10 protein-coding genes and 1 pseudogene are annotated in these 15,589 nt (G+C 71.8%); 9 read left to right on the plus strand and 2 right to left on the minus strand.

What is annotated here, in order from left to right; all coding sequences use genetic code 11:
- Nucleotides 1-112: 112 nt before the first annotated feature.
- The gene (locus IG94_RS0109675; RefSeq protein ID WP_031033415.1) at nucleotides 113-817 is read right to left on the minus strand and encodes a DUF1707 SHOCT-like domain-containing protein; all 705 of its coding nucleotides are present in this window, start codon (nucleotides 815-817) and stop codon (nucleotides 113-115) included.
- A 291-nt stretch (nucleotides 818-1,108) separates the two neighbouring features.
- On the opposite strand from IG94_RS0109675, the gene IG94_RS0109680 reads away from it, so the two are divergent.
- The 4 genes from IG94_RS0109680 (at nucleotide 1,109) to IG94_RS0109695 (ending at nucleotide 7,504) form a co-directional block, all read left to right on the plus strand.
- Complete coding sequence (locus IG94_RS0109680) at nucleotides 1,109-2,776, plus strand: fumarate hydratase (protein WP_031033417.1); 1,668 nt, start codon at nucleotides 1,109-1,111, stop codon at nucleotides 2,774-2,776.
- Between the two features lie 119 nt (nucleotides 2,777-2,895).
- Nucleotides 2,896-4,281 carry a class II fumarate hydratase gene (locus tag IG94_RS0109685; RefSeq protein ID WP_031033420.1) on the plus strand — a complete coding sequence of 462 codons (1,386 nt, stop codon included), beginning with the start codon at nucleotides 2,896-2,898 and terminating at the stop codon, nucleotides 4,279-4,281.
- A gap of 156 nt (nucleotides 4,282-4,437) precedes the next feature.
- Nucleotides 4,438-5,136 (plus strand): cytidylyl-2-hydroxypropylphosphonate hydrolase, encoded by a 699-nt coding sequence (gene fomD / locus IG94_RS0109690; RefSeq protein WP_031033423.1) that lies wholly within the window; start codon nucleotides 4,438-4,440, stop codon nucleotides 5,134-5,136.
- Nucleotides 5,137-5,434: 298 nt separating this feature from the next.
- A complete protein-coding gene (locus IG94_RS0109695; RefSeq protein WP_107060485.1) occupies nucleotides 5,435-7,504 on the plus strand; it encodes a SpoIIE family protein phosphatase in 2,070 nt (689 codons plus the stop codon).
- 103 nt (nucleotides 7,505-7,607) lie between these two features.
- On the opposite strand, the gene IG94_RS0109700 is transcribed toward IG94_RS0109695, so the two are convergent.
- Nucleotides 7,608-9,911, minus strand: a complete 2,304-nt coding sequence (locus tag IG94_RS0109700) for a transglycosylase domain-containing protein (protein WP_031033427.1) — start codon at nucleotides 9,909-9,911, stop codon at nucleotides 7,608-7,610.
- A gap of 306 nt (nucleotides 9,912-10,217) precedes the next feature.
- Here IG94_RS0109700 and IG94_RS0109705 point away from each other — a divergent pair, with 306 nt between their 5' ends.
- The 5 genes and pseudogenes from IG94_RS0109705 to IG94_RS0109725 all read left to right on the plus strand — a co-directional run bounded on the left by IG94_RS0109705 (nucleotide 10,218) and on the right by IG94_RS0109725 (nucleotide 15,492).
- Nucleotides 10,218-11,156 carry an SPFH domain-containing protein gene (locus tag IG94_RS0109705; protein WP_031033429.1) on the plus strand — a complete coding sequence of 313 codons (939 nt, stop codon included), beginning with the start codon at nucleotides 10,218-10,220 and terminating at the stop codon, nucleotides 11,154-11,156.
- Between the two features lie 164 nt (nucleotides 11,157-11,320).
- Nucleotides 11,321-11,554, plus strand: a pseudogene (locus IG94_RS0109710) (type II toxin-antitoxin system antitoxin); the annotation flags it as partial.
- A 379-nt stretch (nucleotides 11,555-11,933) separates the two neighbouring features.
- The gene (locus tag IG94_RS0109715; protein ID WP_031033434.1) at nucleotides 11,934-12,458 is read left to right on the plus strand and encodes a PadR family transcriptional regulator; all 525 of its coding nucleotides are present in this window, start codon (nucleotides 11,934-11,936) and stop codon (nucleotides 12,456-12,458) included.
- Entirely contained in the window at nucleotides 12,455-13,144 is a 690-nt protein-coding gene (locus IG94_RS0109720; protein WP_031033436.1) for an ABC transporter ATP-binding protein, read from the plus strand. The genes IG94_RS0109715 and IG94_RS0109720 overlap by 4 nt, the downstream gene beginning before the upstream one ends.
- Complete coding sequence (locus IG94_RS0109725; protein WP_031033439.1) at nucleotides 13,141-15,492, plus strand: ABC transporter permease; 2,352 nt, start codon at nucleotides 13,141-13,143, stop codon at nucleotides 15,490-15,492. The genes IG94_RS0109720 and IG94_RS0109725 overlap by 4 nt, the downstream gene beginning before the upstream one ends.
- The last annotated feature ends 97 nt before the right edge of the window (nucleotides 15,493-15,589 follow it).

Raw genomic sequence — 15,589 nt, forward strand, 5'->3', positions numbered from 1 at the left:
CTACTCCTGACGACGGCTTCGCGAGCGAGAGACGATGCGTCAAGGCTTACCCGTTGTGCGCGTGCCTATGCACAGGGTTCACGACGGCCGAGGGCGGCATTCCGGGGCCGGGCTAGAGATGCTTGCGCAAACCCTTCTCCACCCGGCGGTGCACCCGGTCGAGAAGGTCCGCGACGACCCTGCCGCGCTTCGGACGCGCCTCCACATGCCCCAGTACGGCCCAGCCGTCCACGTAGACGACGGGGGCGTCGGGCTCGGACGAGTCGAGGGTGTGCACCTCGAAGTTGCCGAGGACACCGCCGCCGGTACCGCGCAGCGACACGTTCTCCGGGACGCGCACCTCGACGCTGCCGAAGACGGAGAACGCCTTGATGACGACCTGCTGGTACTCGAAGACCGCCTCGCTGAGGTCTATCTCGACGCTGCCGAAGACCGCGTAGGCGTGGATGCGGCGGTTGGCCCGCCAGCGGCCCTTGCGGACGGCGCTGCTGAACACCGCCACCACGTTCTCGTCGGCTTCCAGCGGGACGGCGCCGGCGGTGGGCCGGTTGGGGGCCGGGGCGGCGGGGCCCCGGTCGCGGTGCGCGGCGGGCAGGTCCCGCACGAAGACGTCCAGCTCCCCGACGGTCTTGGCGGCCAGCACGCCCTCGACGCGCTCGGCGTGCTCGTCGGCGGTGAGCCGGCCCTCGGCGAGGGCCTCGCGCAGCATGTCGGCGACACGGTCGCGGTCGGCGTCCGAGGCGCGCAGCTCGGAGGTGCGGGTGGCGGTGGAGCGGGCGGCCGCGTCCTGCACTGGGGCGTGCTTCTGAAGGTCCACGGCAGCAGCGTACCGAAACGCGATAGATCGCGACTACCCCTGTGGACAACCTTGTCGCACACCCGCCCGGCACCCCAGCCCGGCACCCCAGCCCGGCACCCCGCGCCGACCGGGGCCGCCGTACTGAGCCTTACCTCACAAGCTCGGCGTCCGGAGCAGGTTCTACGCTGGTTGGCGCTGCCGACGGAGGCCAGCCGTCGCTGCTGGGCGGGCGCCGGGAGGTCCGCCGGGCGATCCGGCGGGATCCGGCCGCATCCAGCCGCGCGTGATGTCTAGTGAGGAATGGGCGAGATGCCTGAGTTCGCGTACACCGATCTGCTCCCCCAGGGCGAGGACACCACTCCGTACCGGCTGGTGACCGCCGAGGGTGTCTCCACCTTCGAGGCCGACGGGCGGACGTTCCTCAAGGTGGAGCCCGAGGCGCTGCGCAAGCTGGCCGAGGAGGCCGTCCACGACATCCAGCACTACCTGCGCCCGGCGCACCTGGCGCAGCTGCGCCGCATCATCGACGACCCGCAGGCGTCCGGCAACGACAAGTTCGTCGCCCTGGACCTGCTGAAGAACGCGAACATCGCGGCGGCCGGCGTGCTGCCGATGTGCCAGGACACCGGCACGGCGATCGTCATGGGCAAGCGCGGCCAGAACGTGCTGACGGCGGGCGGCGACGAGGAGGCCCTCAGCCGCGGCATCTACGACGCGTACCAGAACCTGAACCTGCGCTACTCGCAGATGGCCCCGCTCACCATGTGGGAGGAGAAGAACACCGGCTCCAACCTCCCCGCCCAGATCGAGCTGTACGCGACCGACGGCGGCGCCTACAAGTTCCTGTTCATGGCGAAGGGCGGCGGCTCGGCCAACAAGTCGTTCCTCTACCAGGAGACCAAGGCCGTCCTGAACGAGTCCTCCATGATGGCCTTCCTGGAGGAGAAGATCCGCTCGCTGGGCACGGCCGCCTGCCCGCCCTACCACCTGGCGATCGTGGTCGGCGGCACGTCGGCCGAGTACGCGCTGAAGACCGCGAAGTACGCCTCCGCGCACTACCTGGACGAGATCCCGGCCGAGGGCTCCGCGCTCGGGCACGGCTTCCGGGACCAGGACCTGGAGGAGAAGGTCTTCGAGCTGACGCAGAAGATCGGGATCGGCGCGCAGTTCGGCGGCAAGTACTTCTGCCACGACGTGCGCGTGGTGCGGCTGCCGCGGCACGGGGCGTCCTGCCCGGTCGCCATCGCCGTGTCCTGCTCGGCCGACCGCCAGGCGGTCGCGAAGATCACCGCCGAGGGCGTCTTCCTGGAGCAGCTGGAGACCGACCCGGCGCGGTTCCTGCCGGAGACGACGGACGAGCACCTGGCGGAGGAGGGGGACGTCGTCAGGATCGACCTCAACCGGCCGATGGACGACATCCTCGCCGAGCTGACCAGGCACCCGGTCAAGACCCGGCTGTCGCTGACCGGCCCACTGGTGGTGGCACGCGACATCGCCCACGCCAAGATCAAGGAGCGGCTGGACGCGGGCGAGGAGATGCCGCAGTACCTGAAGGACCACCCGGTGTACTACGCGGGTCCCGCGAAGACGCCTGAGGGGTACGCCTCCGGGTCCTTCGGGCCGACGACCGCGGGGCGCATGGACTCCTACGTGGAGCAGTTCCAGGCGGCGGGCGGCTCGAAGGTGATGCTGGCCAAGGGCAACCGGAGCAAGCAGGTCACCGACGCGTGCGACGCCCACGGCGGCTTCTACCTGGGCTCGATCGGCGGTCCGGCGGCGCGGCTCGCGCAGGACTGCATCAAGAAGGTCGAGGTCGTGGAGTACGAGGAGCTGGGCATGGAGGCGGTCTGGAAGATCGAGGTGGAGGACTTCCCGGCGTTCGTCGTGGTGGACGACAAGGGCAACGACTTCTTCCAGGACCCGGCGCCGCAGCCGACGTTCACGACGATTCCGGTGCGGGGGCCGGGGCTGGCGTAGCGCGTCCGGCGGGCGGGGGCTCCCTGCGCCCCCGCCTCCCCTTCCCGCCCCCGCCTCCCCTTCCCGTCCCCGGGGCGCCGCCCCGGAACATCCGCACCGCCCCGCACGCTGTACCCGGTATGAGCGACTACCGCATCGAGCACGACTCCATGGGCGAGGTCCGCGTCCCCGCGGACGCCAAGTGGCGCGCCCAGACCCAGCGCGCCGTCGAGAACTTCCCCGTCTCCGGCCAACGCCTCGAACGCGCCCACATCGAGGCCCTCGCCCGGATCAAGGGCGCCGCGGCCAAGGTCAACGCCGAGCTGGGCGTGCTCGACCGGGACGTCGCCGACGCGATCCGGGAGGCGGCCGGCGAGGTCGCCGAGGGGAAGTGGGACGCGCACTTCCCCGTGGACGTCTTCCAGACCGGGTCCGGCACCTCGTCCAACATGAACACCAACGAGGTCCTCGCCACCCTGGCCACCGAGCGCCTCGGCCGCGACGTGCACCCCAACGACCACGTCAACGCCTCCCAGTCGTCCAACGACGTCTTCCCGTCCTCGCTCCACATCGCCGCCACCGCGGCCGTCACCCGCGACCTGATCCCGGCCCTGGACCACCTCGCCGGCGCGCTGGAGCGCAAGGCGGAGGAGTTCGCCGACGTCGTGAAGTCGGGGCGTACGCACCTCATGGACGCCACGCCCGTCACCCTGGGCCAGGAGTTCGGCGGGTACGCCGCCCAGGTGCGGTACGGCGTCGAGCGCCTTGAGGCGTCCCTGCCGCGCCTCGCGGAGCTGCCGCTGGGCGGCACCGCCGTCGGCACCGGGATCAACACTCCGCCCGGCTTCTCCGCCGCCGTCATCGAGGAGGTGGCCCGCGCGACCGGGCTGCCGCTGACCGAGGCGCGCGACCACTTCGAGGCCCAGGGCGCCCGGGACGGCGTCGTCGAGACCAGTGGGCAGCTGCGGACCATCGGAGTCGGCCTGACGAAGATCGCGAACGACCTGCGCTGGATGGCGTCCGGGCCGCGGACCGGGCTCGCGGAGATCGCGCTGCCGGACCTCCAGCCGGGGTCGTCGATCATGCCGGGCAAGGTCAACCCGGTGATCCCTGAGGCCGTCCTGATGGTCGCCGCCCAGGTCACCGGCAACGACGCGACGGTCGCCGCCGCCGGAGCGGCCGGCAACTTCGAGCTGAACGTCATGCTGCCGGTGATCGCCAAGAACGTACTGGAGTCGGTGCGGCTGCTCGCGAACGTCTCGCGGCTGCTGGCCGACCGGACCGTCGACGGCATCGTCGCGCACCGCGACCGGGCCCGCGAGTACGCCGAGTCCTCCCCGTCCGTCGTCACGCCGCTGAACAAGTACATCGGGTACGAGGAGGCCGCCAAGGTCGCCAAGAAGGCGCTGGCCGAGCGGAAGACGATCCGCCAGGTCGTGCTGGAGAGCGGGTACGTCGAGCGCGGCGACCTCACGCGGGAGCAGCTGGACGAGGCGCTGGACGTGCTGCGGATGACCCGCCCGTGACGCACGCCCGCCGTCGGGGCGCTGCCCCCGGGTCCGGGATCCGTCGGAGGTCCGGGACCCGTCGGAGGTTGGGGTCCGGGGTCCGGGGCCGGATGCCCGGGGTGCACTCCGGCGATCACCGGCGCGTCGCGTGGTCGGGGCACCTAATATCTGTCCATGGCAGACGGTGAAGCGGTGAGCGAGGCGGCGGGCGCCCCGGGCGGGCCCACGGAGTTCTGGGCGCCCGGGAGCCGGATCCTGTGGCGCTACCGGGAGAACGGCGGCCCGCACGTCCACATCGCGCGCCCCGTCACCGTGGTCCGGGACGACGCCGACCTGCTCGCCGTGTGGCTGGCGCCCGGCACCGAGTGCGTGAAGCCGGTGCTCGCCGACGGCACGTCCGTGCACCTGGAGCCGCTGGCCACGCGCTACACCAAGCCGCGCACCGTGCAGCGCGACCGGTGGTCCGGCACGGGTGTGCTGAAGCTGGCGCGGCCCGGTCAGCCCTGGTCGGTGTGGCTCTTCTGGGACCCGGGCTGGCGGTTCAAGAACTGGTACGTGAACCTGGAGGAGCCGCTGGTCCGTTGGGAGGGCGGCGTCGACTCCGAGGACCACTTCCTGGACATCTCCGTGCACCCGGACCGCAGTTGGCACTGGCGGGACGAGGACGAGTTCGCGCAGGCCCAGCGGGACCGGCTGATGGACGCCGGCCTGGCCGAACGGGTGCGCGCGGCGGGGCGTGCGGCGGTCGCGGACATCCGCGCCTGGGGCGCCCCGTTCGCCGACGGCTGGGAGGACTGGCGGCCCGATCCCACGTGGGAGGTACCGTCGCTGCCGGGCGACTGGGATCGCACGCCCGCGCACGCGTCGTCATGAGACCCTTGATGTGCCCCCGGGCAGGAAACGTAGGATCGTCCTCCGCAAGGGAGCGCGGCGAGAGCAACCAGCGGATCGTGCGCTGTGCTTGACCGATCGTCACCGAGGGGCGGCAGGACGTGAGCGAGGGGTACCAGGGCAACACGCAGACGGGCCTCAGACGGTCCGCCGGAGACACAGGAACAGCTTCTGACCACGCGGGAACCCCGTTCCCCCGGCACGTATTCGGGGTATCGGGATTCCTGCGGGACGAACTGCACGCGCCGCGCGCAGTCCCGGACGGATGGATTCGACACGCGTGACGGAGCACCCGACCTCCTTCGACCGCCCGCAGACGGGCGCCGACCCCACGGATCCCCGCGGGGCGCTCATGCGCGCCGCCGCGGAGCAGCACGCCTCCGGGTCGGCGTTACCGGCACATGGTCGCGCCGGGGAGACGCCGCCCGAGGCCGCCGAGGGCTCCCCCGGCGCCGTCGAGCAGCACGCCCAGCCCGGCGCCGAACAGGCCGCCGAACCCGGCACGCACCGGCCGCGGCCGGCGTCCGCGGCCGAGGGCGTCCCCGCACAGCCGGGCGACGCGCAGCCTCCGGGGACCGCCGCTCAGGCGGGCCCTGACCGGCGCACCGGTCAGCTCATCCCACCGGGGCAGCCGACGCCGATGCGGCGGGACGGGGACCGGCTGCGGTTCGTGGGCGCGGCGACGCGGCGGATCGCCCGGGGCATGGACCTCGACGAGATCGTGATGGGGCTGTGCCGGGCCACCGTGCCGACGTTCGCCGACGCGATCCTGGTCTATCTGCGCGAGCCGCTGCCGGTCGGCGACGAGCGCCCGACCGGCCCGCTGGTGCTGCGGCTGCGGCGCACCGACCGGATACCGGCCGAGCGGGACACCGAGGGCGGCGGCTTCATCCCGGCCGCCCAGCCGGAGCCCTCCGAACTGGAGACGGTCGGCTCCGAACTGTGCGAGGTGCGGCCGGGCAGCGCGCTCGCCGAGGTGCTGCGCGGGGTGCGCCCGGTCTTCACGGACACGCCGGCCGCCCACGCGGCGCTGCCGGAGCTGCTCGGTGAGGAGCGCGACTTCGCCGTGCCGGACGGGAGGCGGGCGATCCTCGCGCCGCTGCGCGGGCGGCGCCGGGTGATCGGGGCCGCCCTGTTCCTGCGCGGACCGGAGCGCGCCGCCTTCGAGGCCGACGACCTGCTGGTCGCGGCCCAGCTCGCCACGCACAGCGCCCTCGGCATCGACAAGGCGGTGCTGTACGGGCGTGAGGCGTACATCGCCGACGAGCTGCAGCGCACGATGCTCCCGGAGAACCTGCCGCGCTGCACCGGCGTGCGCCTGGCCTCACGGTATCTCCCGGCCGCCGAGACGGCCCGGGTCGGTGGCGACTGGTACGACGCCATCCCGCTGCCCGGCAGCCGGGTCGCCCTGGTCGTCGGGGACGTGATGGGCCACTCCATGACGTCGGCCGCGATCATGGGCCAGCTGCGGACCACCGCGCAGACGCTGGCCGGCCTCGACCTGCCGCCGCAGGAGGTGCTGCACCACCTCGACGAGCAGGCCCAGCGCCTGGGCACCGACCGCATGGCGACCTGCCTGTACGCGGTGTACGACCCGGTGTCGCACCGCATCACCGTCGCCAACGCCGGCCACCCGCCGCCCGTGCTGCTGCACATGGGCGGCGAGGCCGAGGTGCTGCGGGTGCCGGCCGGCGCCCCGATCGGCGTGGGCGGCGTGGACTTCGAGGCCGTCGAGCTGGACGCCCCGGCCGGCGCGACCCTGCTGCTGTACACCGACGGGCTGGTGGAGTCCCGGCTGCGCGACGTGTGGACCGGCATCGAGCAGCTGCGGGAGCGCCTGGCCGCGACCGCGCAGCTCACCGGCCCGGACCATCCGCCGCCCCTGGAGGCCCTGTGCGACGAGGTGCTCGACATGCTCGGGCCGGGCGACCGGGACGACGACATCGCGCTGCTCGCCGCCCGCTTCGACGGCATCGCGCCCAGCGACGTGGCGTACTGGTTCCTGGAGCCGGAGGACGCGGCGCCCGGCCGTGCCCGCCGCCTGGCCCGGCGCGCGCTGTCGCGCTGGGGCATGGAGGACCTCACGGACGCCGTGGAGCTGCTCGTCAGCGAGGTCGTGACCAACGCGGTGCGCTACGCCTCCCGTCCGGTCACGCTGCGGCTGCTGCGCACGGACGTGCTGCGCTGCGAGGTCGGTGACGACGTGCCGCAACTGCCCCGGCTGCGGCAGGCCCGCGCCACGGACGAGGGCGGGCGCGGTCTGTACCTGGTGAACCGGCTGGCCCGGCGCTGGGGCGCGACGCGGCTGAGTACGGGCAAGGTGGTCTGGTTCGAGCTGAATCAGAGCTGACCCGGTCACGAACCCGCCCTGAACCGGCGGTGACACGCACGAAGGGGCGCCCGGTGAGTACCGGGCGCCCCTTCGTGCGTGTCCGCTTCCGTCCCGAGGGCGGTTACTGCAGCCAGTCCCCGCCGGGGAAGTCGGGATCCTCCGTCTCCGTCTCCTCACCGCCGCCCGGGGGCGGTTCCGTGGAGGGGCTGTTCGACGGCGACCGGGTCGGCGACTCGGGCGGCGACTCGCTGCCGGGCGGGTCGCTGGTCGGGGACTGGGTCGGCGGCGACTCGCTCTCGGGCGGGCTGCTCGACTCCTCCTGCGTGGGCGACTGCGTCGGCGACTCGGTGTTCGTCGGCGTGTTGCTCGGCTTGACCGCGTTGCCCTGCTTGGTCTCCAGGTCGAACTTGCTGACCTCGTCCATGACGCCGAAGGTGTACCCGGCCCAGATCTCGGCGGGGAAGCCGCCGCCGTTGACGCGGTCGACGCCGGCGGCCTTGTACATCGGGACCTGGCTGTGCGTCTTCGCGTCCTCGCCGAAGAGGCCGACCGAGGTCACCAGGTCGGGGGTGAAGCCGGTGAACCAGGCAGACTTGTTGTTGTCGGACGTACCGGTCTTGCCCGCCACGACCTGGCCGTCGCGCAGCGGGTTGTCCCGCACGGACGTCTTGGCCGTACCGTCGTCGACCACGCCGGTGAGCACGGAGGTCACCGTGTCGGCGGCCTCGCGGCTGATGACCCGCTCGCCGACGGGGTCGGGGAAGTCCATCGTGCGGTCCTTGTGCTCGGCCGACTTCACGATGGACGGCGTGACCTTGACGCCGTGGTTGTCGAGGGTGGCGTAGACACCGGCCATCTCCAGGGGGCTGGCGCCCATACTTCCCAGGGTCTGGGCGGGGACGGCCTCCATGCCCTCGGTGTCCATGCCGAGTTCGCCCGCGACCTTCACCACCTCGGGCATGCCGACGTCGATGCCCATCTGCGCGAAGACGGAGTTGACGGACTGGTTCATCGACTCCTGCACGTCGATGTCGCCGTAGCTCTTGTCGTCCTCGTTGGGCGGCGCGAAGCCGACCTCCTGGTCGCCGTTCATCACGGGGCGCTCGCTCGTGCCGTCGTAGACGGTCTTGGCCGTGATCGGCACGCCGTCCTGGGTCTCGGCGTCCTGGTCGACGGCTGCGGCGAGGATCACCGGCTTGAAGGTCGAGGCCGCCTGGTAGTCGTCGCGGGTGGCGTTGTTCGTGTAGTGCTTGATGTAGTCCACGCCGCCGTACATCGCCAGGACCCCGCCCGTCTTCGGGTCGACGGACACGGCGCCGGCCTGGACGTCTGCGTCGACGTCGCGCTTGTCGGGTTCGAGCTTGCTGGTGAGCTTCTCCTTGACCGACTTCTCCAGCGCGGCCTGCTTCTTCTTGTCGATGTTGAGGGTGACCGTGTAGCCGCCGAGGTCCACGAGGGCCTTGGCCTGCTCCATGTCCTCGGCGTCGCCCTGGGCGACGAGCTGCTTCTTGAGCGAGTAGTTGGCGGCCTCGACCAGGTATCCGGTCTGGCCCTCCATGCCGGCGGCGGCCTTGGGCTCCTTCGGCTCGGGGAACTCCATGCCCTGGCGGTCGCCCTGGCTCAGCCACTTCTGCTCGACCATGTTGTCCAGGACGTAGTTCCAGCGCTCCTGGACGAGCTTCTTGCCGGTCTCGCTGGCGATCGCCCAGTCGTACTGGTTCGGCGCCTGGAGCAGCGCGGAAAGGTACGCGCCCTGCTCGACCGTCAGTTCCTCGGCGTCGACGCGGTAGTACGCCTGCGCAGCGGCCTGGATGCCGTAGGCGCCGCGCCCGTAGTAGCTGGTGTTCATGTACCCGGCGAGGATGTAGTCCTTGGACTTCTCCCGGTCCAGCTTCAGGGAGATGACCAGCTCCTTGAGCTTGCGGGTGACCGTCTGCTCCTGGCTCAGGTAGTAGTTCTTGACGTACTGCTGGGTGATCGTCGAACCGCCCTGCGCGCCCTTGCCGGAGAGCGTGTTGAGCACACCGCGCGCGGTGCCCTTGAGGTCGACGCCGGCGTCGTTGTAGAAGGTCTTGTTCTCGGCGGCGACGAAGGTCCGCTGGACCTCCTTGGGGATCTTTGCCAGGTCGACGATCTCGCGGTTGCGCTCGCCGGTGCGGGCCATGACGCTGCCGTCGCTGTACTTGTAGACGTTGCTCTGCAGATCGGCCTCGGGGTTGCCCTCGGGGATGTCGATCACCATGTACAGCACGATGAAGGCGCCCATGACGACCAGGCAGACGCCCAGGAAGGCGCCGACGACCTTCTTCCAGGTGAACAGCCGGCGTATGCGGCCACGGCCGTCCGCCGGGGCCGAGCGGCGGCGTTTGGGCGCCGCGCGGTGGCCACCGCGCTGTCGCGCTTTTCTCTCTTCCGCTCTTCCCATGAGTCCGATCTGCTCCGCTTCGGTCATCTGTGGGCACGCCTTGCACACGCGTCGCACAGGTTCGTCGCTCAGGTCAGCTCAGCAAGCTAACACCCGTAGATGTGACAAACGGCTGCCGATCCGGCCTTGTACGGACGTGACAATCAGCACCCGCCCCACAGGAACCGACGTACGAGAGCGGTTAAAGGTTGTCGCCCTCGGGTAAAGTGATATCAGTTAGCTAGACACACGATAGACAATCCGACCGACAATCCGATGGATGACCGGGCGCGGTCCGCCGCGCCCCGCGAGAACGGGGGACCACCCATGTCCACGCACGATGCCCCGCAGGCCACCGCCGATGTGCCCGAGATGCCCGCACCGCGGGTACGCGAGACCCACGCGCACAGCATCGGCGGCGGTTTCGCCCTGCTGCTCGGCCTGGTCGGGCTGCTCGTCGGCGCCGGTCTGGTCGTCGGCGCCACGGCGGTCGACTCGGCCGGCGGGAAGGCCGCCCTGATCATCGGCGGCATCCTGATCGCCCTGGCGGCCTTCCTGGCGATGTGCGGGCTGAACATGGTCGCGCCGGGCGAGGCCCGCGTGGTGCAGCTCTTCGGGCGGTACCGGGGCACGATCCGCCAGGACGGTCTGCGCTGGGTCAACCCCTTCACCTCCCGCACCAAGATCTCGACGCGGGTGCGCAACCACGAGACGGCCGTCCTGAAGGTGAACGACGCCTACGGCAACCCGATCGAGCTGGCCGCGGTCGTGGTGTGGCGGGTGGAGGACACCGCGCAGGCCACCTTCGAGGTCGACGACTACGTGGAGTTCGTCTCCACCCAGACCGAGGCGGCCGTGCGGCACATCGCCATCGAGTACCCGTACGACGCCCACGAGGAGGACGGCCTCTCGCTGCGCGGCAACGCGGAGGAGATCACCGAGAAGCTCGCCGTCGAGCTGCACGCCCGCGTGGAGGCGGCCGGCGTGCAGATCATCGAGTCCCGCTTCACGCACCTCGCCTACGCGCCGGAGATCGCCTCGGCGATGCTCCAGCGGCAGCAGGCGGGCGCGGTGGTCGCCGCGCGGCGGCAGATCGTGGACGGAGCGGTCGGCATGGTCGAGGCCGCGCTGGCCCGGATCAACGAGCAGGACATCGTGGAGCTGGACAACGAGCGCAAGGCGGCGATGGTGTCCAACCTGATGGTCGTCCTCTGCGGGGACCGCGCCGCCCAGCCGGTCCTGAACACGGGGACGCTCTACCAGTGACACCCCCGCCGGAGGACCCCGCGCACCCCGAGGATCCCGCGCGCCCCGAGGGCCACGCGCACTCCGAGGACCCCGCCTCCTCCGAGGGCCGCACGCCGCCGGCGGGCCCCGCCTCGCCCGGGGGGTCCGCCTCGCCCGGGGGCCCCGCCCCTGCCGGGAGCTCCGCTCCGAAGCGCCGGCCGCAGCAGCGCAAGCAGGTGCTGCTGCGGCTGGACCCCCAGGTGTACGAGGCGCTGGCCCGCTGGGCGGGCGACGAGCTGCGGTCGGCCAACGCCCAGATCGAGTTCCTGCTGCGCCGGGCACTGGCGGAGGCGGGCCGCCTCCCCGGCGACACCGGTCCGCTGCCGCGCCGGGGCCGTCCGCCCAGGGACGGATCCGGGGCCGCGCCCCCGCCGTGACCGGACCCGCCGCCCGGCCCGGATTCGCCGGGCGCGGGTCCGCCAGGTCCGCCAGGTCCACCAGGTCCAGGTCCGCCAGGTCCGCCAGGTCCAGGTCCGCCGGGGCCGGCGACTTCTGGTCCGGCGGCCCCGAGTCCCGCGCCTCCGGGTCCGGCGGCTTCGGCGAGCGGCCGCGCCGCTGACAGCCCCGGCGGGCGGCGCCCGGCCGCCCCACCCCGACGACGCCCTCCGTGCAGCACAGCCGGACGCCGCCCTCCGCGTAGCACAACCGTGACAATCGGCTCCGACCTGCGGCTTCGCCTCCCCCTCGCATCTCCCGCCACGGACTCTGCACAGGGCGTATACATACTGCGTATACACCGTGTGTAGAGTGCTCCGCATGTCCATCGGTCACACCCTCCTGGGACTCCTGGAGTCCGGGCCGCGCCACGGTTACGACCTCAAGCGCGCCTTCGACGAGAAGTTCGGTCACGACCGGCCGCTGCACTACGGCCAGGTCTACTCGACGATGTCCCGCCTGCTGAAGAACGGCCTCGTCGTCGTCGACGGCGTCGAGACGGGCGGCGGTCCCGAGCGCAAGCGGTACGCGATCACCGACGACGGGATCACCGACGTACAGCGGTGGCTCGCCACGCCGGAGAAGCCCGAGCCGTACCTCCAGTCGACGCTGTACACGAAGGTCGTCCTCGCGCTGCTCACCCACCGCGACGCCGCCGACGTCCTCGACACCCAGCGCTCGGAGCACCTGCGCAGCATGCGCATCCTCACCGACCGCAAGCGCAAGGGCGATCTCGCCGATCAGCTCATCTGCGACCACGCACTCTTCCACCTCGAGGCCGACCTGCGCTGGCTGGAGCTCACCGCCGCGCGCCTCGACAAGCTCCGTGAGGCGGTAGCCCGATGACTCCTCCCGCAGGTTCCCTGCTCTCGGCCGAGCAGCTCCGCAAGGCCTACGGCCCCACCGCCGCGCTCGACGGCGCCGAGTTCTCCATCCACCCCGGCGAGGTCGTCGCGGTCATGGGCCCCTCCGGGTCCGGCAAGTCGACGCTGCTGCACTGCCTCGCCGGCATCGTCACGCCCGACTCCGGCACGATCACGTACAACGGGCACGAGCTGTCCGCGATGTCCGACTCCCAGCGCAGCGCCCTGCGCCGCTCGGACTTCGGGTTCGTGTTCCAGTTCGGCCAGCTCGTGCCGGAGCTGACCTGCGTCGAGAACGTCGCCCTCCCGCTGCGTCTGAACGGCGGCTCCCGCAAGGAGGCCGAGCGTGCCGCGCTGACCTGGATGGAACGCCTGGAGGTCGACGACCTCAGGAAGAAGCGGCCCAGCGAGGTCTCCGGCGGTCAGGGCCAGCGGGTCGCGGTGGCACGCTCGCTCGTCACCAACCCCCGCGTGCTCTTCGCCGACGAGCCGACCGGTGCCCTCGACTCCCTCAACGGCGAGCGGGTGATGGAACTCCTCACCGACGCCGCCCGCTCCACCAACGCCGCCGTCGTGCTGGTCACGCACGAGGCGCGGGTGGCCGCCTACTCCGACCGCGAGGTCGTCGTACGGGACGGCAAGTCCCGGGACATGGAGCGGGCCGTATGAACGTGCGCCAGTGGGCCGCGGACCTGATGCTGGGCGTCCGCTTCGCCTTCACCGGAGGCCGCGAGGGCTGGACCCGGGCCGTTCTGACGGCCGTCGGCGTCGGCCTCGGTGTGGCGCTGCTGCTGCTGACGACGGCGCTGCCCAGCGCGCTCACCGTCCGGCACGAACGGGAGGCGGCGCGCTCCGACATCACCTTCAGCGGCGAGGTGATTCCGAAGGCGGATAACACCCTGGTGGTCGCCAGGGTCGACACCGACTTCCGCGAGGACGACGTCCGGGGCCGGGCCCTCGAACCCGAGGGGCCGCGAGCGCCGCTGCCGCCGGGTGTGGAGAAGTTCCCGGGGACGGGCGAGATGGTGGTCTCCCCCGCGCTGAAGGAGTTGCTGGAGTCGGACGCCGGCGCGCTCCTGCGGGAGCGGCTGCCGGACCGGATCGTCGGCACGATCGGGGAGAGCGGGCTGATCGGCTCGGCGGAACTCGCCTTCTACCAGGGCGCCGAAGGGCTCGCGTCGCACATCGAGACCAACCAGGGCCGCATGGAGCGGATCGACCGGTTCGGCGATCCGGAACCCGTCTCCGAGCGGTCGGACCCGGTGCTGCTCCTGCTGATCCTCGTCGTCTTCGTCGTCCTGCTGATGCCGGTCGCCATCTTCATCGCCACGGCCGTGCGCTTCGGCGGCGAGCAGCGGGACCGGCGGCTGGCGGCGCTGCGGCTGGTGGGCTCCGACAGCCGCATGACCCGGCGGATCGCCGCCGGCGAGGCGCTGGCGGGCTCGGTACTGGGGCTGGTCTTCGGCACCTTGTTCTTCCTCGCGGGACGCCAGCTCGCGGGTACGGCCGAGATCTTCCGCGTCAGTGTCTTCCCCAGCTACCTCAACCCGTCCCCGCTGCTGGCCCTGCTCGTGGCGGTGGCGGTGCCGGCCGCCGCCGTGCTGGTGACGCTGTTCGCGCTGCGCGGGGTGGTCATCGAACCGCTGGGTGTGGTGCGCTCGGGCCGCCAGCGCAGGCGCCGGCTGTGGTGGCGGCTGCTGCTGCCGGTGGCCGGACTGGCGATGCTCTACCCGATGATCGGCAACGGGCGCGACAACGGCGACTTCAACCAGTACCTGGTGACCGGGGGCGTGGTCCTGCTCCTGGTCGGCGTGACGGCGCTGCTGCCGTGGATCGTGGAGGCCGTCGTCTCCCGGCTCGGCTCCGGCGGCGTGGCCTGGCAACTGGCCGTGCGCAGGCTGCAGCTGAGCAGCGGTACGGCCGCCCGCATGGTCAACGGCATCGCGGTGGCGGTCGCGGGGGCGATCGCGCTGCAGATGCTGTTCGCCGGCGTGGACAGCGACTACACCCGGTCCACCGGCAAGGACGTCTCGCGGGCGCAGATGGAGGTGACGCTGCCGGAGGAGGCGCCACTGGAGGCGTCCGCCCAGAAGTTGCGCGACACCAAGGGCGTGCAGGCGGTCTACGACTTCTCCGAGGGCTACCTCGGCGACCGCGCCACGGACGCGGAGTGGGGTACGGACCTGACGGTGGGCGACTGCGCCGCGCTGCGGCAGATCGCCAACCTGCCCTCGTGCCGGGACGGTGACGTGTTCGCCGTCCACGGGGCCAAGTGGGACACGTCGCTCGACGACGGCAACCTGGCCGAGCCTGGACGGAAGCTGTACCTGGACCCGGCGTACGAGGGCAGTCCCGAGAAGCCGGACACCCCCTGGACGGTGCCCCAGGACCTGAAGAGCGCGAAGCCGCGTTCCGGACTGCTGGACGACGAGTTCGACCAGAGCGGCTTCCTGATGACGCCGAAGGCGATGCCGGACACGTTCGCGTCGGGCCTGCAGGGACGCGCCTACCTGAAGATCGACCGGTCGGTGGCGGACGTGCAGGACCATGTGCGGAACACCGCGGCGGGCATCGGCCTGCTGACGGACACCGTGACGTGGTCGGAGATGGAGCGGACCGACCGGTACGACGTCGTCCGCACCGGTCTGTTCGTCGGGGCGGCGTGTGTGCTGGCGCTGATCGGGGCCAGTCTGCTGGTCTCGCAGCTGGAGCAGTTGCGCGAGCGGAGGAAGCTGCTCTCCGCCCTGGTCGCCTTCGGCACCCGGCGCCGCACGCTGAGCCTGTCGGTGCTGTGGCAGACGGCGATCCCCATCGTGCTGGGCCTGCTGCTGGCCTCGGTGGTGGGGCTGACCCTGGGCGCGGTGCTGCTGAAGATGACGGGCACCCCGGTCGGCGTCGACTGGGCCGGCGTCCTGTCCATGACCGGCATCGGCGCCGCGGTCGTCCTGGTGGTGACGCTGTGCAGCCTGCCACCGCTGCTGCGGCTGATGCGGCCGGAGGGGCTGCGCACGGAGTAGCCCCGCCGGTGCGCAGACCGGGACCGGTGCATGAGCGGGGACCGGTGTACGGCCCCGGGAAACCGGTGTACGGCCGGAACCGGTGCACGAGCGGGGA

The sequence above is a fragment of the Streptomyces olivaceus genome (genome assembly GCF_000721235.1).
Lineage (GTDB): Bacteria > Actinomycetota > Actinomycetes > Streptomycetales > Streptomycetaceae > Streptomyces > Streptomyces olivaceus.